The sequence below is a fragment of the Sphingobacterium ginsenosidimutans genome, assembly GCF_039536865.1.
Classification (GTDB): Bacteria; Bacteroidota; Bacteroidia; order Sphingobacteriales; family Sphingobacteriaceae; genus Sphingobacterium; species Sphingobacterium detergens.
This window is the reverse complement of the sequence record NZ_BAAAZK010000007.1, coordinates 1,726,456-1,744,869: the sequence shown is the minus strand read 5'-3', so window position 1 is coordinate 1,744,869 and position 18,414 is coordinate 1,726,456. Positions and strand designations below refer to the sequence as shown.

The window sequence follows — 18,414 nt, the reverse complement described above, 5'->3', positions numbered from 1 at the left end:
ATTAAGAACCCTAGAAATTTCCAAATGACTATAGTGACTGTGTGGTCAGAAATTCTATAGTCATAATGATCACTGACGCTTACATGAAAAAGTACTGTTAATTTTGATATGGATAGTAAGGGGCTATTATCTTAGTTATGGACTATTTTATTATCCTGAATAGGAATAGCCTTTCAAAAGAGTTATATAACAATTGTAAATGACTGAGACTATTTAATTGTACCGATGTAACGAGAAGAGGGGGCTGTATTGGGAATAAGTGTTAAACCAAATATGAATCAGAGAATAACGATGATTTATGATGTGGTATGAGTTGAACAATGGAGAGAACTTGAATGATTGGAATATCCTGTTTGAAAATGTATTTTGAATAAAATAAGCGTATGGATCGTCAATAAATGGAAATAAAAAAAGGTTTCCAAACGGGGAGAATGAAAACCTTAAATAACCAATTATAAACCTAAATTATGATATGACAAAGGTAGTGTACTTTGTACACTTTAGCAAATTTTTTTAAAAATTTATTATAATAATTCAAAAAACTGCTATAACAGAAGAATTGAGATTATGAATTTTACCTGATCCTCATAGATAGGATTTATTTTAGGAGAATTTGAAAGTTTGATTAAGTTTGTAATGAAGAAATACCTTGGAATAAAATTTTTTGAGTACGATTTATATGAATACTTTTATTTGCCAAAATTGCGGCGCAGAACATATGGAACTACCATCCTTATCATTTAATGCTCCTTTTCATTATGATATATTAGACCCTGTTGATAAAGAGGAGCTTGCGGATAAAGATGATGATTTTTGTGTCATCAATCATAAAGATCAGATCGATTATTTTATCCGTGTTATTTTGCAGATTCCTATTTTGGATCATGACGAAACCTTAGATTATGGTGTTTGGGTTTCGGTAAGCAAAGAAACGATAGACGACTATCGCCTTATATTTTCGGCTAAGGAGGCCGAGGAAAAAAGCTATTTTGGTATGTTATGTAATGAGATAGCAGATTATGAAATTTCTACAATTGGACTTTATATGCAGGTCTCATGCCAATTGAATGGTTATCGTCCATTATTAATACCTTATGAGTCTGAACATCCATTGGTACAGGATTGGTCGAATGGTATTAGTAGAGATGAGGCTGTCAGACGAGTTAATTCTGTGACTTAGATTTCTCGAATCGTTAGTGTTTCATTTTTACCTAGAAGCCTATTCTTTCGATGCAGGTTCGTTTTAGAACTATACTATTTTAGCATAGTGTATCTATTTGTTTTCGTGGTTTTTAGTTTTCTTTAGGTGTATTTATACCTAATTGTTTGCGCTATAAGTGCAAAGGCTATACGGTGTTTTTGTCATATTTTCATTACGATTGTTTTACGTATTGGCTTTTCTATTGTTTCAAACGTTTTCGTAAATAAATCGTACCATTTGATTCGTTTCACCTTTATTAATTGATATCTTGTTTTATGAAAGCCAATTGAAAAAATAACCAATGGCTGAAGGCGGTGTACCGATCTCCTAAATCGAGAGGGATTAAACTGTATAATAACTTTAATATCCCAATATTGAAAAATAGCGTACACATGGTGTGATTAATAGACCAATATTCAATAAATAAACCGGGCATACGAGCTCAAGAAGTAATTATCTCAATGAAAAGAAACACATTATTTAAGTCTGTCTTAGTGGCAGTGATGGTTGGAAATACAATTTTATCGCATGCGCAGGTGAATAAGGCCATAGAAAAAGGTTGGACAAATCTTTTTGACGGAAAAACGCTGAATGGCTGGAAAACCGTTGGAGGGAAAGCTCCTTATTCTATTGAGGGGGACGCAATCGTGGGGCGAATGACTAAAGGAACGCCTAATTCATTTTTGATCACAGAAAAAGAATATGGCGATTTTATATTGGAACTAGATGTTAAGCTGGAAGGTAGTCAAACGAATTCAGGAATCCAGACCCGGAGTCATCTTGATCCAAAAGCGAATGATGGCCGTGGCAAAGTCTATGGAAGACAAGTGGAGATAGACCCGTCATCGAGGGCGTGGACGGGTGGTATTTATGATGAAGCCCGCCGCGGTTGGCTTTATCCCCTCGATCTCAATGAAAATGCAAAGAAAGCGTACAAAGCCGAAGAGTATAATCACATCAGAATAGAGGCAATCGGTGATGAGATGCGTACCTGGATCAATGATATCCCTGTTTCTTATGTAGTAGATACAATCGATCGAACTGGATTCATCGGATTACAAGTACATAGTATTCCTGCAGAATTAGATGGCAAGAAAGTCTATTTCAAAAATGTTAAAATAAAGACCACTGATCTGAAGTCAAAAGATTTTCCGAAAGATATTTATATCGTCAATCTAAAGCCAAATGAAATAGTGGCTGCCGAAAAGAAGAAAGGAGTAAAGCTGTTATTTGATGGTAAAACTAATAATGGATGGCGAAGCATCCATGGCGATAAATTTCCTGATCGTGGTTGGGAAATTAAGGATGGTCAATTAACTGTTTTGAAATCTGATGGCGGAGAATCTACTAATGGTGGTGATATCATAACGAAGGATAAATATACTGTATTTGACCTCTCTTTTGAATTTAAACTTAGTCCTGGAGCGAATAGTGGAGTAAAATATTTTGTCACATTGAAAGAGAAATCCAAAGGATCGGCTATTGGTCTAGAATTTCAGGTGCTTGATGATGCCTTACATCCTGATGCAAAACTAGGTCGGGACGGTAACCGTACCCTGGCATCACTATATGATCTCATCACATCGAATAGAGATGCACGTGCCCGGAGACCAATAGGCGACTGGAATAGAGGTCGCGTAGTCGTTACAGCGGATAACAAGGTTGAGCATTATCTGAATGGAATAAAGATGCTGAGTTACGAAAGAGGATCGAAAGAGTTTAAGGATCTTGTCGCGATTAGTAAGTATAAGGACTGGGACAACTTTGGTGAAGCAAAAGAAGGCTCCATTCTATTACAGGATCATGGTGATCGGGTTTCATTTCGCAGTATAAAGATTAATACACAAAACTAAGCTTATATGAATCATTATCTATCACGTCGAAGTTTTGTTAAACAATCTGTTATTGCAGCGGGGGCTGTTATGTTATCGAATAGCGTACTTGGTAAGGTCAATTTGGCATCGCCGAATGAACGGGTTAATTTGGCATGTGTAGGTCTGGGCAATAGAGCTGCGGATATTATAAAAGAACTCTATAAAACAGGCCTTTGTAATATTGTCGCACTCTGTGATGTAGACTTGGGAGCTAAACACACACAGGAAATTTTGAGCATGTTTCCAGATGCACCAAAATTTAAAGACTTTAGAGTTATGTTTGATAAGATGGGTAACCAAATCGATGCGGTTAGTATCGGTACACCAGATTTCTCCCATTTTGCCATAACGATGCTGGCTCTAGATCTTGGAAAGCATGTTTACGTAGAAAAACCAATGGCTAGGACATTTCTCGAAGTTGAGTTAATGACAAATAAAGCGAGGAAGAATCCAAAACTTATAACTCAGATGGGGAATCAGGGGCACTCTGAAGCGAATTACTTTCAATTCAAGGCCTGGAAGGATGCGGGGATAATTAAAGATATTACGCGCATAGATGCGCATATGAATATGCCCCGCAGATGGCATGGATGGGATGTGAATATGAAAGGATTTCCTGCGGCTGAAATTACACCAGACACATTAGACTGGGAACTGTGGCAAATGCAGACGCTAGGTCATAATTATAATAAAGATTTTGTGAACGGACAATGGCGTTGCTGGTATGATTTTGGAATGGGAGCTCTTGGTGATTGGGGAGCGCACATCTTAGATACTGCACATGAATTTTTGGATCTTGGGTTACCAACAGAAGTAAGTGCGGTAAAGCTTGATGGACATAATTCGTATTTTTTTCCGATGTCTTCGACGCTGAAATTTCATTTTCCGAAGCGAAAAAAGATGCCTGCGGTTGATATTAATTGGTATGATGGCCTAGATAATTTGCCACCAATCCCAGAGGGCTATGGGGTTTCGGGATTGGATCCGAACATTCCAGCACCCAGTACAGGTAAGTTAGAGCCGGCGAAATTAAATCCTGGAAAAATTATTTATGGAAAGGATCTGACTTTCAAAGGAGGTTCTCACGCAAGTATTTTGCAGATTATACCTGAAACGAAGGCAAAGGAGTTAGAATCCCGTCTTCCGGAGGTTCCGAAATCACCATCTAATCATTATGCCAACTTCCTAAAAGCATGTAAAGGAGAAGAGAAGACAAGGTCGGCTTTTGAAATTGCAGGGCCTTTAAGTCAAGTGTTCTGTTTGGGAGTAATTGCACAGCGTCTAAATACTAAACTCATTTTTGATCCTCAAAGAAAGGAAATCAGCAATGATAAATTTGCGAACGCATTGTTGGCAGGACCTCCACCCGCAAGAGGTTGGGAACAGTATTATAAAATGTAATCCGAGAGGAATATTTAATCTATAAAAGGGCGAAGGGTACATATAATATCCTTCGCCTTTTTATTTTTAAGAATTTTATCCTTGAGCGAGTTGACTCTTTTCGTCGTTGGTGCTGACCAGCAATGTGTTCATATCCATTCTATTAATTGAGACAAATCGAATGTATTTTGATCTAGCTTGATTTAAATATATGGGGTATTGTAGATATTTTTGTTAGGAGGCTTTGAGATTGGTTGATGATGGAAGTCAATACCTTTAAAAGTCTACAGTTTCATTTTGATATTTAACCTTAAAAATTATGAAAAGGACTCTTATGCTTCTTATTGGTGTTCTCACATTTGTCTTTCATGCTAATGGCCAAACTTCTGGAACGCAGACTTTTTATGTTTCACATAGATACTTAAAAATTCCGGTTAAAAATGGAGCCCCCAAACGTAATGTTGAACTTTGGTTGAATAATGAAAAAGTAAGATGGTTTGATGTTGAATTAGCGGATAGTGTATACGATTGGATCGCTTATTTGGATATTGAGAAATGGAAGGGGCAATCCCTTAAACTGTCCATAAGTACTCCCGATCGGAATAGCCACGGATTCAATTCCTTTGAGCAAGTTGATCTGCAGGATGATAATGCGGTGTATACTGAAAAGGAACGTGGACAAATTCATTTTTCTCCAAAACGTGGGTGGCTGAATGATCCTAACGGGCTTGTTTTCTTCAAAGGACAATATCATCTTTTTTTTCAACATAATCCTTACGGTACTAGCTGGGGAAATATGCACTGGGGACATGCTGTATCTAGCGATTTGATCCATTGGAAAGAATTGGGAGAGGCCTTATATCCCGATGAATCGGGAGTGATGTTTAGTGGCGGGGCAGTGGTAGATACTAAAAATAGCAGTGGATTAGGAAATAATAATTTAATGGCTCCTATGGTCTTATTTTACACTGCAGCTGAACAATCTTGGAAGCAAGGACTGGCTTATTCTTTGGATGGAAAGGAATTTAAGAAGTTGCCAAACCATATCTTGGAAAAGATTTCAACTGGTAACCGGGATCCTAAAGTGATATGGCACGGGCCTTCGGCACGGTGGGTGTTAACTTTATATGTCGAGGAAGAACATGGACAGCATAGCATGCATTTATTTACTTCAAAGGATATGAAAACATGGGAGTTTGCGAGTAAAGTTTATGGTGGTAAAGGAAATGACCGGTATCTATTTGAATGCCCCGAATTTTTTGAACTGGCGGTGGATGATAATCCGAAACAAAAAAAATGGATTTTAACGGGGGCCAATAGCCAATATGCTATAGGGAGTTTTGATGGCAAAAAGTTCACCCCAGAGGCAGAAAGGTTGTTTAGTCAATATGGTCGTGATTATTATGCTGCACAGACGTTTAGCAACGAGCCTCTCGGACGTCGTATCGAGATCGGATGGTGGCGAACCCATACTAATCAGGGTGCTACCGCTTTTAATCAATCTATGAGTATACCAATGGAATTGAAGTTAAAAACGACTGAAAAAGGTATACGTTTATTTAGGGAACCGGTAGCTGAATTACAAAATTTAAGAAAGGATAAGTTGCACATTGGTCAAATCAGCTTAAAGGCCGGCAAGCTAAATCAATTGCAGCATTTTAGCGGCGATGTTGCTGAACTCAAATTGCTTATAACGCCTAAAAGTGCCAGAAATATACAAATCAATGTGCGTGGGTTAGTTATGAATTATAATGTTGCTACAGAAGAAATGGTTGTAGACAATGTGCGGGCAATTGTTCCTCTAAGAGATGGCAAATTAGTATTGAGATTGTTCGTAGATCGTACTGGTCTTGAGCTTTTTGCCCAAAATGGGGAAATCTACATGCCAATAAATTACAATTTTGACCACAATAATTTGCAATATGGTATTAGTGTCTCAAATGGTCAAGCGGTTTTGGATCAAGCTGATTTATATACACTAAAAAGTATTTGGTCTGACTAATAGCAGAGTGAAGAACGGAAAATAAGTACTTAGATAAAATGAAAAAAGGTTTTCAAACGGGGAGAATGAAAACCTTCAATAACCAATTATAAACCTAAATTATGATAGTACAAAGTTAAGTGTATTTTTTACACTATGCAAATTTATTTTATATTTTTTTTAATATGATAGAGTCCTAAATCGAAAGACCCTTTAATTTTTCCCCCCATTTTCCGAGTTCCCGAATGATGGGAGATAGCTCATAACCAATAACTGTTAATTCATACGTTACACGTAGTGGAACCTCTGCATATACCGTACGTTTGACTACTCCACTTTCCTCTAGTTTTCGTAATTGTAAAGTCAACATGCGTTCGGTAATATTAGGAAGGCATTTTCTGATTTCATTGTATCGGAGGCTTCCGTTGATTAGATAGCAACAAATAGCCAAAGACCATTGGCCACCAATAATATTAGCCGCGAATACCTCAGGGCAATCATTTGCTAAAATTTGTTTATTGGCAAAATTTGTTGAACTCTCTTTGATTTTTGTCATCACACACATTTTTTATAGTACCGAACATTGGGCTACCAGTGAGCCAAAATAAGGAATATCTCGCTATTTTTGAATCAAAATAATTGAGTTAATAAACAATTACGGCTATCGAATGCCGTGATAATGAGCATCCAAACTATTGAATAATTAGCTATAATGAAAACATTGGTCATTGTAATACATCCAAATATTAAAGAATCACTTATTAATAAGAGGTGGGTCGAAGAATTGGAAAAACATCCGGAGGACTATGAAATCCATCAATTACATGAAAGATATCCAGATGAAAAAATTGACGTTACCGCGGAACAGCAGTTGATTGAAAAGCATGATAAAATCATATTTCAATTTCCATTTTATTGGTTTAACTGCCCTCCATTTTTTAAAAAGTGGTTGGATGAGGTATTGACCTATGGCTGGGCATATGGAAAGTCGAGTGGTTACAAGTTAGCAGGAAAGAAGATCGCTTTGGCTCTTTCTGTTGGGGTTGACGAAGTGGAATATAGCGCAAATGGGAAGTATAAATATAGCCTAGATCAATTGACAAGTCCTTTTGAGATTACATTCAACTATGTTCATGCCAATTATCAACCACTTTTTGCATACTATGGTATCGAAAAACATGCTTCCAAAGAATGGGTTGAACAGAGTGTAGGCCATTATCTCAATTTTTTGGAACAGTTCTAGACCATTAATATGAATTGAAATTTTTACAGGATCTGGTAAGTTAGACTTACTAAACATCAAAGGCATCTTTTATATAGCAAGATGCCTTTGACAATGGTACACTATCGTGTTGTATACCCTCCGTTGGCAAAAATAGTTTGTCCGGTAATCCACCAACCATCTGTTACCAGGAATTCGACTAAAGGAGCAATATCTTTAATGTCAGTCAAGCCCCCAAGTGCAGAAGCGGATTTATGGTAAGCTACCGCTTCTTCACTCTCTTGGCCATAGAAAAATGGTGTATCCATTGGACCAGGAGCAACGGCCGTAACCGAAATCCCTCGATCGCCAAATTCTTTGGACGCAGCACGCGTAAAATGCTCAACGGGTGCTTTCAGTCCCTCATAGGTAGAATAAAACCCTGTGTAGGCCGCAAGTAACGATGTGACAATCGTGCAAACTTTACCGTTGTCGTTCAATTTTTTGCCTGCTTCTTGGATAAAAAAGTAGGCAACTTTGGAATTAATATCACTCATGCTGTCATATTCATCCACTGTTGTATCTACGATCGTTTTTTTTAAAACTTTACCAACGGTATTAATTGCGATATCGATTCCTCCATATTGCAACACCGCCGTATCAAAGAGCTTGCTAATATTTTCAATATTGGTAAGATCCGCTTGAAACAGGATCGCTTCGGCGCCAGCAGCCTTTACCACTGCCAGGGTTTCTTCCGCATCTGACTTGCTGTGCTCACTGTTATAATGGATCACCAATTTGGCGCCTTTAGCAGCAAAATCGCGACTCAACAAACCGCCAAGGTTTTTCGCACCACCAGCGATCAATACAACTTTTCCTTTTACATCATTCCTTGCCATAATAATTTATATTTTGATTATAACAAATTTCATGAAAGTAAATGGGGATATTATGGTGAACTTTTCGCTTTTTTCAATTGACGAAATTCAGATGGGGTTATACCTTCATATTTCTTAAAAAATTTGGTGAAATTAGATGGATCGTAAGTAAGTGTTTGAGCGATGGCCGAGATGGTCAATGTACTGTTGGTCAGGAGATCCTTTGTGCATGTCAATATTTTATGTACATAAAAATGGCAAGGATGATTTCCACTGGTTTCCTGTATTATTTTAATAAGATGTTTTTGAGAGATACAAAGTACACTGGCTATATCCTTTAATTCCAACATTTCCATAGCTGTGCCATTAACGAGCTCAGATAAATGACGGTCCAACAATTCAAAGTATTGGATTGTAATTTCTTCACTTCTTCTCTTATTGTGGGGTGATAATACTTCCGTCATGCTAATTATCCTGAATAATATTCTAAATATAAGTAAATTATGTGTGCTGGGGTACTATTGCTTTCTTAACCACACAATTTGATTTGATTAGGATTTATTTAAAGAATACATCAACGCAATATATTTTACAAATTTTAGTGTAATGTAAAAACGAAAAAAGGTTTTCAAACGGGGAGAATGAAAACCTTAAATAACCAATTATAAACCTAAATTATGATAGGACAAAGGTAGTGTGTTTTGTACACACTTGCAAGGATTTTTGAATAAAATGCTCGTTTTGTATCTTATTTAGTTATCCGGTTATGATATTACGAACTGATGTTTTATTATATTGATTCTAATTTTATTTTCCAGTTATAAGTCTTTGACGAGTGGTTACTCATAAAAGGTCAATATTAGGTCAGAGTTGATTAATTCATAAGAAGACTGAGCAACTTATTGCATATAGCTTTGTGTTAAGGAATTTTAAAAAATTATTAAACTATGGCACAATTGAATTGGGAAGGAATTTACCCAGCAATGTTATCTCCCTTTGATGAGAAGGGAAATTTGGATTTTGATATGTTTGCAAAGAACATTGAAGCGCAGGTGGAGGCCGGAGTCCACGGATTAATTATTGCAGGGTCATTGGGCGAAGCGAGTGTTTTGAGTAATGAGGAAAAATACGAGTTATTAAAACATGCATTGAAAGTCGTGAATGGACGTGTTCCTGTTTTGCTCAATATTGCGGAGAATACAACTGCTGATGCAATCAAAGTCGCGATAACCAGTGAAAATTTGGGCGCGGATGGATTGATGTTGTTGCCTCCTATGCGTTATAAGTCTGATGATAGGGAGACTGTTGCTTATTTTCGCGCTGTTGCGCAGCGCACAACATTACCAATTTTAATCTATAATAATCCTGTTGATTATGGTACCTATGTGTCTTTGGATATGTTTGAGGAACTGTTGCTGGAGCCAAATATTCAGGCCGTGAAAGAGTCAACACGTGATGTAACCAATATTACTCGTCTGAAAAACCGTTTCGACGATCGCTTAAAGATCCTAGGGGGAGTGGATACATTGTGTTTAGAATCTTTAATGCTGGGGGCAGATGGGTTGGTTGCAGGGTTGGTGGATGCTTTTCCAAGGGAGACGGTTGCAATGTATCATCTGGTCAATAAAGGCGAGTATAAGCAAGCCATAGCGATATACCGCTGGTTTATGCCATTATTGGAATTGGATATCCATCCCAAGCTCGTTCAATATATCAAATTGGCCGCTACAGCGGAAGGGATTTCAACACCATATACAAGAGCTCCGAGATTACCCTTGATTGGGGAGGAAGAGCAACGGGTTAAAAAGATCATTGCTGATGCAATAGCAACAAGACCACTTTTATAGCGGGGCTTTTCAAGTCTATTCCACTGGAGAAGACTTGAAAAGTTTCTACTGAACATTTAGAAATAGCCAAAATAGAAGAGAATGATTCAAAACGAAAATGAGATTGATGTTGTAGTAAAGCAGGCTGAAGCAGGATTTCAGTTTCTACAACAATGTAATGTGATTGAAAGAGCGAAATTGATGCATGCGATTGCTGACGAAATTGAAGCAATTGACAGCATGCTGATAGAAACTGCTCATTTGGAGACCGCTCTACCTGTTAGTAGACTTGAAGGTGAAAAAGCAAGAACAGTGAATCAGTGGCGTATGTATGCAAATGCGGTTCATACAGGTTTGTATAGTGAGGCGAGAATTGACCAAAGTCCCGATGGAAAGATCGATTTACGTAAATACAATAAAGGATTAGGGCCTGTGGTTGTCTTTGGAGCGAGCAATTTTCCGTTTGCTTTTTCCACTGCTGGTGGAGACACCGCAAGTGCCATTGGAGCTGGATGCTCCGTCATTGTGAAAGCCCATCCCGCACATGTCAAAACATCTCAATTGATGGCCGACGCCGTCCATCGGGGAATTTCAAAATACGGCGCTTCTGCTGATATCTTTAGCCATGTTGTGTCCAATTCATTTGAAATAGGGCAGCAATTGGTCAAACACCGGTTGGTAAAAGCGGTGGCTTTTACGGGATCGTTTGCTGGCGGGAAGGCACTGTTTGATTTAGGGCAATCAAGACCTGATCCCATTCCGGTCTTTGCAGAGATGGGTAGTATAAATCCTGTATTTGTTTTGCCGGACTATCTAACAGATAATGGCGAAGCATTTGCAAAACAATATATTGGATCATTAACGTTGGGTGTGGGGCAGTTTTGTACCAACCCCGGGGTGTTGATTGGCCTTGAGGGAGAAAAATTGGATACACTCAAAGCTGATCTGAAGCGCGAAATACAAGCTGTTGCTGCTGGTAAAATGTTACACCAAGGTATATTGAATCATTATAATCAATTGAGAGGCGAGATGATTGGATGCAATGGGGTCAATATATTGGCAGAAGGCACAGATAATGTGCAAGAAGGTTTTGCTCAAGCGCTGTTGGTGGAAACAGATGCAGCGCAGGTATTGCACAATCCGGAACTGCTAGAAGAGGTTTTCGGACCATTTGGATTAGTTATCTCTTGTGCCGATCGTCATGAAATGAAGATTTTAATGGAACATTTGGTTGGTCAGATAACCTTGACTTTCGCAGCATCTGAGGATGATATGTGGAAATACCAGGATCTGTTCACGATTGCACAGAACAAATGCGGAAGGCTGTTGTTTCAAGGTATGCCAACTGGTGTTGAAGTAAAACACGCTATGCAACACGGTGGACCATTTCCAGCGACGACCGATTCACGGTTTACCTCTGTAGGACCCGATGCCATCAAACGTTTTCTCCGTCCCATCAGCTTTCAAAATTGGCCAGATGAGTTTTTGCCGAAAGAATTGCAAGATGGCAATCCGCTGCAAATAGAACGATTGGTAAATCAGCATTGGACAAAAGAATAATAACGCTAAAGAAGATTATAATTCTATCATGATTTATTCAAACCGGACGATTGAGCTCACAAATACCTCAAAATACCAATTTGCTGGAGTAAACGACTTCATTTATACCGATGAGACCAACACTTATATCACCAAAAGCTTTGTGAACCGAGCTCATGAATACCATTGAAAATAAATAATAATACCTTAATCTAAAAATAAATGATGAACAAATAATTTATACAAATGAAAAAGACTTTTTTTTGTATTGACTCGCATACCTGTGGATGCCCGGTACGATTGGTTGCTGGCGGCGCCCCACTTTTAAAGGGTAACTCAATGATGGAGCGGAGACTGCATTTTATGCAAGAATATGACTGGATTCGCAAAGGATTGATGTTTGAGCCCCGTGGACATGACATGATGAGCGGAAGCATGCTTTATCCACCTTTCGATACAGAAAATGATATCGCTGTTCTTTATATTGAAACCAGCGGCTGCCTGCCTATGTGTGGGCATGGTACAATCGGTACAGTTACCATCGCTATTGAAGAGGGATTAATCCAACCAAAGATACCAGGGAAATTAAGACTGGAAACTCCTGCCGGATTGGTGCATATCGACTACGTTCAGGAAGGATCAAAAGTAAAAAGTGTCAAGTTAACAAACGTAAAATCTTTTTTATATGCAGAAGACCTAACGGTCGATTGCCCAGATTTGGGCCTTATTTCTGTTGATGTAGCGTATGGCGGAAATTTTTATGGTATCATCGACCCCCAGGTTAATTTTAAAGATATCAAATTTTATTCAGCGAGTCAGTTGATCCACTATGGTAAAATAATTCGCAAATTACTCAATGAAAAATATAGATTCATCCATCCTGAGGACTCCAATATTCATGGATTGAGTCACATACAGTGGACGGCAGAGCCTGTATATGTTGGCTCCTCTGGACGGAATGCTGTTTTGGTTGGCGAGAATGCGTTGGATCGCTCTCCCTGTGGCACGGGTACTTCGGCACGCATGGCACAATGGTATGCAAAAGGTCGGCTGAAAAAAGGTGATGAATTTGTACACGAAAGCTACATTGGCTCTCAATTTATTGGTAAAATAGAAGCAGAGACCACGGTCGACGGAAAGCCCGCAATCATACCTTCGGTGGAAGGCTGGGCAAGAATAACAGGATACAATACCATTTTTTTGGATGATGAAGATCCATATTTTGGCGGTTTTCAAGTGATTTGATAGATTAATTGATAATAAGAAAGTGAAAGAACATAAAAGAGGTACGGTAGTCGTAATAGGTGCTGGAATTGCGGGGCTTGCTTCGGCCTATTATCTTGTTAAAGATGGATGGGATGTGAAAATCCTGGAGAAAAATGAGGTTGATAATAATTGTTCTTATGGCAACGCGGGAATGATTGTACCAAGTCATTTCACACCATTGGCAGCACCGGGAATGGTAGCGCAAGGAATAAAATGGATGTTTAATAGCAAAAGCCCCTTTTATGTACGGCCTTCGTTAAATCCACGATTAATAGATTGGGGACTGAAGTTTTTAAAACATGCAAATCGGGCACATGTTGACCAGCATGCGACTGCGATCCGTGACCTAAATCTCTACAGCAGCCGGTTATATGACGAGTTGGATGCAGAAGAAGGTTTCGATTTTGAGTTGGAACAAAATGGTATTCTGATGATGTATAAATCCAACGAGATAAAGCACGAAGAAACCGAATTGGCACATCGCGCACAAGATCTTGGGTTAGACGTAGAATTGTTAGATGCAGACGCTGTAAAAGTACTGGAACCGAAGCTCCAACTAGATGTCTTGGGTGCGGTTCTTTATCGTTGTGATGGAAAATTATATCCCCAAAAGCTAATGCAACAGTTGATTCAGTATTTGAAAACTGCAGGTGTGGTATTTTTTGAGAAAACTGAAGTTCACAAATTTATTCCGATCGGAAATACCATTAAAACTGCCATCAGCAGCACAGGAAATTTCGAAGCTGATGCATTTGTAATAACAGGGGGAGCCTATTTACCGCAATTGATGTCAAAATTGCATGTCCATACACCACTTTTGCCCGGAAAAGGTTATTCCTTTATGTATGATACAAAAGGGGAAAGGAAATTAAATCACGCGGCATTATTACTTGAGGCCAAGGTCGCTGTCACGCCAATGAACGGTCAGATCAGATTTAGTGGCACCATGGAATTGGGAGCTGCGAACGACAAAATTTATGAAAATAGAGTAAGAGGGATTGTCGAATCTATTCCAAAATATTATCCCGAACTAGAGATCGATTATCCTAAAGACAAAATATGGTATGGTTACAGACCCTGTTCACCGGATGGATTGCCTTATTTGGGAAGATTAAAAAAATACGGCAATGCTGTTGTAGCTGGTGGAGGGGGAATGATGGGGCTGAGCTTGGGTCCCGCCTATGGCAAGATCGTTTGTGACCTATTGGCTGCTCGAGAAATTGAGCCCAGTCTTGTCGGATTTAAACCAGATCGTTTCGACCGCTAACAATCCATTTTATAAACCGTTGCCCCAAAAATAGGATTACCTGCTTTTGGGGCAACTGTTGAATTTTTGTCTCCAAAGCCTTCAAAATCATGCTATTTTATCGTATCGTATCGTATCGAAGCTTCCAACATGCTTTTGAATAGCTGTTATTCTGACAAAAGGCCTATATAATAATTGAATGTATCGACATCGATATTTCCCTTATTTAATCCCGCAATTTTTATCGTTCTGAACTGTTGATCTAGTTGAATGAGCTGTCTCTTTTCGCCTTTTATTCCAATATGGATTGGCATCTGAAATCCTTTGACCTCGCTAATCCACCTACCCATTATTCTACCAGAAGCATCTTGTTGGATTTCTAGTGTTGGAATAGAAGTATGCTGAACATATTGTTCAAATACTTTTGATAGATCCAGACCAGACTGCTGGCTTACATAATTCACAATATCACTGTAATTTACCTGTTGATGATAGAATTTACTATTCAAACCACGTAAAATAGCACGCCATTTGTCGTCATTATCTATCATAGTGCGGATCATATTGAGCATGACGCCTCCCTTTGGATACATATCACCAGACCCCTCTTTGTTGACGTGATATGGCCCCTGCATGGGGCTATCATTGTGAATGCCACTTCGGATACCATGCGCATATGCCTGACTGGCTTCTTTGCCGTAGAAATAGTCTATAAATAAACCCTCAGAATAGTTGGTGAAACTCTCATGAATCCACATATCTGCGAGATCGGCCGAAGTGATATTATTGCCAAACCATTCATGGCCCGATTCGTGGACTACAATGAAATCCCACTTTTGCCCCCAACCTGTTCCCGAAGCATCGTTTCCACGATATCCATTCTGATAATGATTGCCATAGGCAATAGCACTTTGATGTTCCATACCCGTATGATAGGTTTCGACCAGTTTGTAACCATCCTCATAAAAAGGATATGGGCCAAACCAATGCTCAAATGCTTCTAGCGTCTGTCTGGCATTTTTTTGAAGATGAGCCTTTTTTTCTGTTTTATCATTCTCCCGCAAGATATAGTAGTCGACATCCAAAGGCCCTTTTTCACCTTTGTATTTTTCTTGAAAATGAATGTAGTCTCCGATATTGATAGCTACATTGTAGTTGTTGATCGGATTGGCAACTTTCCAATGGTATTTGTTGTAACCATCCTTCATTTTTTCCACTTTTACCAATCGCCCATTAGATACGTTCATTACTTCTTTTGGGACAGCAATAGAAATCATCATACTGTCGACTTCATCGTATTGATGATCTTTATTAGGCCACCAGACGCTAGCGCCCATACCTTGGCAGGCGGTAGCCACCCAGGGTTTGCCATTGCTGTCTTTTTTCCAGTCAAAACCACCGTCCCAGGGAGCGCGTGCTGCCTCTGTGGGATGACCTTCATAATACACTGTGAATTCACTTTGCGTGCCTTTGGTGATCTTAGTAGGAAAGTTCAAAAAAACAGCATTATATTCTCTTGTAAATGAGAGCTCTTTCCCTTGATAAATAACCTTATTAATTTTAAGATTCGCAAATAGGTCAAATTGTAGACGTTCAAAATCTTCTGTGGCCTTAAAGCGGAATAAGTTTGAACCTGAAATGAATTTATTGTCTACATCCACTTTCACGTCCAAATGATAATATTGGATATCGTAGCAAGTGCGCAATGGTGTGAGATATCCCCGCAATGAATCCGCTCGCGTGAATTCATTTTTTTCCTTCATCAGTTGCGCATTGGATTGCTGGAGGCCTGCGACTAAAATACCACAGGTACTTAGTGTATATAATAGTGTTCTTTTCATTCGCTTATCTTCCGCCCGGAGGGCAATGTAGTTTTAAATAATTCGTGAATAATGTTTTTAAATGTTCATGTGTGCCTTCGCCTTCACTAATAGAATGACTACGGTTAGGATAGGACATTAACTGAAATTGTACATTATTTTTTATGAATTCGTCTATAAGAACTTCCGCATTCTGATAATGAACATTATCATCTCCAGTGCCGTGTATATACAGTAGATTTCCTTTAATATTTTTTGCATATTTCAATGGTGAACCATTCTCAAAGTCGGCTAAATTTTCTTGTGGAAGTCCCATATAACGTTCTTGATAGACATTATCATAAAGAAGTTGATTAGCAACAGCGGCTATTGCTATACCTGTTTTATAGATTTGTGGGTATTGTCCAAGTAAATTGAGTGTACTCGAACCACCACCACTCCATCCCCAGACTGCGATGCGCGAATTATCGACAAAAGACCATTTTAATATTTCCTGTGTGGCTAATGCTTGGTCGCGAATATTGAGCTGACCGATATTGCGGTAGATACTTTTGCGCCAGAGGCTACCTTTAGGTGCAGGTGTGCCACGGTTGTCCAAAGAAATATAAATATATCCGTCCTGGGCCATATTTCCTTTATATAAGCTATTATAACCCGCGCTAAAGTTGTCGATTACAGTTTGTGAAGCAGGCTCACCATATACCATAAAGACTACCGGATACTTTTTATTAGGATCGAAATCCAGCGGTTTGACCATCCAGCCATCTAGTTCAACACCTTCAGTAGTCTTAACTTTGAAAAATTCGGCTATGCCATCACTGACCTTCTTTTCACGATTAACCTCAAAATCCACTACTGTCCGGTGTGTAGGGAGTTCGATAATAGCATCTTGCTTGAGCTCGGCACGGTTGCTAAAGTTGAAGATAGCAATCTTGCCATCTTTTGAGATATCATAGTCGCAAGTTCCCCCGAAAGATGCTGGTGTGAGCCTTTTGGGTGAGCCGCCTTTCGTAGAGACACTATACAGATATTTTTGGGTCGCATTGCTGGGAGAAGCCGTGAAATAGATTGTTTCTCCTTTCGGGTCAAGAAAATCAAGATTAATAATGTCATAATCTGCTTTGGTAATGAGCTTTTCATTACCTTTCAAGTCAATTTGATAGATTTTTCGCCAGCCATCTTTTTCAGATACCCAGATAAATGCTTTTCCATCCTGTATCCAATCCCAGCCCGAAGGATCATTGTTATTCCATCTTGCCTTGATATCGATCCAGGAATCACTCGTTTCGCGATGTATTGATTGAGCTTCATGGGTGGCGATGGAAGCTGTGTAGATCTTACTCTCGTTTTGTTTCCTATTGAGTTGCTGAAAAATAAGCTGTTTGCTATCCATACACCATTCCATACGTGGAATATAATGCTGCTCAGGATCTCCAGGGATGTTTATACGGTTATTCTTTCCACTAGCAAGTTCATAAGTCCATATGGAACATGCGCTTGGAGACTGCCCCACTTTCGGATATTCTACAGGAATGGTAAATGAATAGAGACTATCCGTATTATTAATCATTAGAAAATTACGGATACTTTTTGCGTCAAGTTTCCAGTAGGCGATAGAGAGACCATCAGGCGACCATCTAAAACCATCTTTGCAACCAAATTCTTCCTCATAAACCCAATCGAAAGTCCCATTGATCATACGGTCTGTCCCATCCCTCGTTACGGCGTTTATATTTCCATTCGTCAGATCCTCCACATAGATATTATGGTCTGCTTTATTAACATAAGCCACTTTATTCGATTGAGGATTAAATTTGGCAAACATCAGTTGGGATGATGGAAATTGGCGGCCTAATTGCGTCAATTGATTGGATTTCTTGTTGTACACCCAATAATCACCCCTTGTATTCTCACGCCAAACCCTTTTGCTATTGGTGTAAATTAAAATTAGTTCCCTATTCTTGGAGATAGAAAAACCCTCAACTTTTATTGCCGCATTGCTGCCTTTTGGAATAAGAGATTGCTGGGGTAAAAAGATTCCGCGGGACCCGTTTTTTGGATTGACGATCTCAATTCCTTTATCCGAAAACTCATAATATTGGTCACCAATATCTGTCCAGAGCCTTTGCGCAAAGAGAGGATTGGATAGGTAAAGAACCAACAACAGTTTTGCGATAATAAAATGTCTAATGCTATTCATTT

General features: G+C 39.0%; 14 protein-coding genes. 9 read left to right on the top strand and 5 right to left on the bottom strand.

The features are described from left to right. Positions 1-679: 679 nt before the first annotated feature. From ABFX33_RS19635 to ABFX33_RS19620, 4 genes are all read left to right on the top strand, one after another. Positions 680-1,180: a DUF2199 domain-containing protein gene (locus tag ABFX33_RS19635; protein ID WP_257091873.1), complete on the top strand. Its 501-nt coding sequence runs from the start codon at positions 680-682 to the stop codon at positions 1,178-1,180. A 482-nt stretch (positions 1,181-1,662) separates the two neighbouring features. Then, the gene (locus tag ABFX33_RS19630) at positions 1,663-3,054 is read left to right on the top strand and encodes a 3-keto-disaccharide hydrolase (protein WP_346087660.1); all 1,392 of its coding nucleotides are present in this window, start codon (positions 1,663-1,665) and stop codon (positions 3,052-3,054) included. 6 nt (positions 3,055-3,060) lie between these two features. Then, complete coding sequence (locus tag ABFX33_RS19625) at positions 3,061-4,476, top strand: Gfo/Idh/MocA family oxidoreductase (RefSeq protein ID WP_259180481.1); 1,416 nt, start codon at positions 3,061-3,063, stop codon at positions 4,474-4,476. A gap of 298 nt (positions 4,477-4,774) precedes the next feature. After that, on the top strand, positions 4,775-6,457 hold the full coding sequence (locus ABFX33_RS19620; protein WP_346087659.1) for a glycoside hydrolase family 32 protein: 1,683 nt from the start codon (positions 4,775-4,777) through the stop codon (positions 6,455-6,457). Positions 6,458-6,632: 175 nt separating this feature from the next. Here the strand turns inward: ABFX33_RS19620 and ABFX33_RS19615 are convergent, their stop codons facing one another. Continuing rightward, positions 6,633-6,992 carry a winged helix-turn-helix transcriptional regulator gene (locus tag ABFX33_RS19615; protein ID WP_346087657.1) on the bottom strand — a complete coding sequence of 120 codons (360 nt, stop codon included), beginning with the start codon at positions 6,990-6,992 and terminating at the stop codon, positions 6,633-6,635. 156 nt (positions 6,993-7,148) lie between these two features. Between ABFX33_RS19615 and ABFX33_RS19610 the strand changes: the two genes are divergently transcribed. Beyond that, a complete protein-coding gene (locus ABFX33_RS19610) occupies positions 7,149-7,679 on the top strand; it encodes an NAD(P)H-dependent oxidoreductase (RefSeq protein WP_346087655.1) in 531 nt (176 codons plus the stop codon). Positions 7,680-7,780: 101 nt separating this feature from the next. Here the strand turns inward: ABFX33_RS19610 and ABFX33_RS19605 are convergent, their stop codons facing one another. After that, a complete protein-coding gene (locus ABFX33_RS19605; protein ID WP_346087654.1) occupies positions 7,781-8,536 on the bottom strand; it encodes an SDR family oxidoreductase in 756 nt (251 codons plus the stop codon). Positions 8,537-8,586: 50 nt separating this feature from the next. Continuing rightward, positions 8,587-8,979 (bottom strand): helix-turn-helix domain-containing protein, encoded by a 393-nt coding sequence (locus tag ABFX33_RS19600; protein WP_259180490.1) that lies wholly within the window; start codon positions 8,977-8,979, stop codon positions 8,587-8,589. Positions 8,980-9,462: 483 nt separating this feature from the next. Here ABFX33_RS19600 and ABFX33_RS19595 point away from each other — a divergent pair, with 483 nt between their 5' ends. From ABFX33_RS19595 to ABFX33_RS19580, 4 genes are all read left to right on the top strand, one after another. Next, positions 9,463-10,362, top strand: a complete 900-nt coding sequence (locus ABFX33_RS19595; RefSeq protein WP_346087651.1) for a dihydrodipicolinate synthase family protein — start codon at positions 9,463-9,465, stop codon at positions 10,360-10,362. A gap of 81 nt (positions 10,363-10,443) precedes the next feature. Continuing rightward, positions 10,444-11,901, top strand: coding sequence for an aldehyde dehydrogenase (NADP(+)) (locus ABFX33_RS19590; protein WP_346087650.1), 1,458 nt, complete (start codon positions 10,444-10,446; stop codon positions 11,899-11,901). A gap of 225 nt (positions 11,902-12,126) precedes the next feature. Then, positions 12,127-13,125 carry a 4-hydroxyproline epimerase gene (locus ABFX33_RS19585; protein ID WP_346087649.1) on the top strand — a complete coding sequence of 333 codons (999 nt, stop codon included), beginning with the start codon at positions 12,127-12,129 and terminating at the stop codon, positions 13,123-13,125. A 22-nt stretch (positions 13,126-13,147) separates the two neighbouring features. Continuing rightward, positions 13,148-14,413 carry an NAD(P)/FAD-dependent oxidoreductase gene (locus ABFX33_RS19580; RefSeq protein ID WP_346087648.1) on the top strand — a complete coding sequence of 422 codons (1,266 nt, stop codon included), beginning with the start codon at positions 13,148-13,150 and terminating at the stop codon, positions 14,411-14,413. A gap of 146 nt (positions 14,414-14,559) precedes the next feature. On the opposite strand, the gene ABFX33_RS19575 is transcribed toward ABFX33_RS19580, so the two are convergent. Further along, positions 14,560-16,233, bottom strand: a complete 1,674-nt coding sequence (locus ABFX33_RS19575; RefSeq protein ID WP_346087646.1) for a M1 family metallopeptidase — start codon at positions 16,231-16,233, stop codon at positions 14,560-14,562. 4 nt (positions 16,234-16,237) lie between these two features. Continuing rightward, the gene (locus tag ABFX33_RS19570) at positions 16,238-18,412 is read right to left on the bottom strand and encodes a S9 family peptidase (protein ID WP_346087645.1); all 2,175 of its coding nucleotides are present in this window, start codon (positions 18,410-18,412) and stop codon (positions 16,238-16,240) included. Positions 18,413-18,414 lie beyond the last annotated feature (2 nt).

What these genes read in the sequence shown, in the direction of transcription:
- ABFX33_RS19570 (WP_346087645.1), bottom strand. Translation starts at nt 18,412, where the DNA reads ATGAATAGCATTAGACATTTTATTATCGCAAAACTGTTGTTGGTTCTT.
- ABFX33_RS19590 (WP_346087650.1), top strand. Translation starts at nt 10,444, where the DNA reads ATGATTCAAAACGAAAATGAGATTGATGTTGTAGTAAAGCAGGCTGAA.
- ABFX33_RS19635 (WP_257091873.1), top strand. Translation starts at nt 680, where the DNA reads ATGAATACTTTTATTTGCCAAAATTGCGGCGCAGAACATATGGAACTA.
- ABFX33_RS19615 (WP_346087657.1), bottom strand. Translation starts at nt 6,992, where the DNA reads ATGACAAAAATCAAAGAGAGTTCAACAAATTTTGCCAATAAACAAATT.
- ABFX33_RS19585 (WP_346087649.1), top strand. Translation starts at nt 12,127, where the DNA reads ATGAAAAAGACTTTTTTTTGTATTGACTCGCATACCTGTGGATGCCCG.
- ABFX33_RS19605 (WP_346087654.1), bottom strand. Translation starts at nt 8,536, where the DNA reads ATGGCAAGGAATGATGTAAAAGGAAAAGTTGTATTGATCGCTGGTGGT.
- ABFX33_RS19595 (WP_346087651.1), top strand. Translation starts at nt 9,463, where the DNA reads ATGGCACAATTGAATTGGGAAGGAATTTACCCAGCAATGTTATCTCCC.
- ABFX33_RS19630 (WP_346087660.1), top strand. Translation starts at nt 1,663, where the DNA reads ATGAAAAGAAACACATTATTTAAGTCTGTCTTAGTGGCAGTGATGGTT.
- ABFX33_RS19600 (WP_259180490.1), bottom strand. Translation starts at nt 8,979, where the DNA reads ATGACGGAAGTATTATCACCCCACAATAAGAGAAGAAGTGAAGAAATT.
- ABFX33_RS19575 (WP_346087646.1), bottom strand. Translation starts at nt 16,233, where the DNA reads ATGAAAAGAACACTATTATATACACTAAGTACCTGTGGTATTTTAGTC.
- ABFX33_RS19610 (WP_346087655.1), top strand. Translation starts at nt 7,149, where the DNA reads ATGAAAACATTGGTCATTGTAATACATCCAAATATTAAAGAATCACTT.
- ABFX33_RS19620 (WP_346087659.1), top strand. Translation starts at nt 4,775, where the DNA reads ATGAAAAGGACTCTTATGCTTCTTATTGGTGTTCTCACATTTGTCTTT.
- ABFX33_RS19625 (WP_259180481.1), top strand. Translation starts at nt 3,061, where the DNA reads ATGAATCATTATCTATCACGTCGAAGTTTTGTTAAACAATCTGTTATT.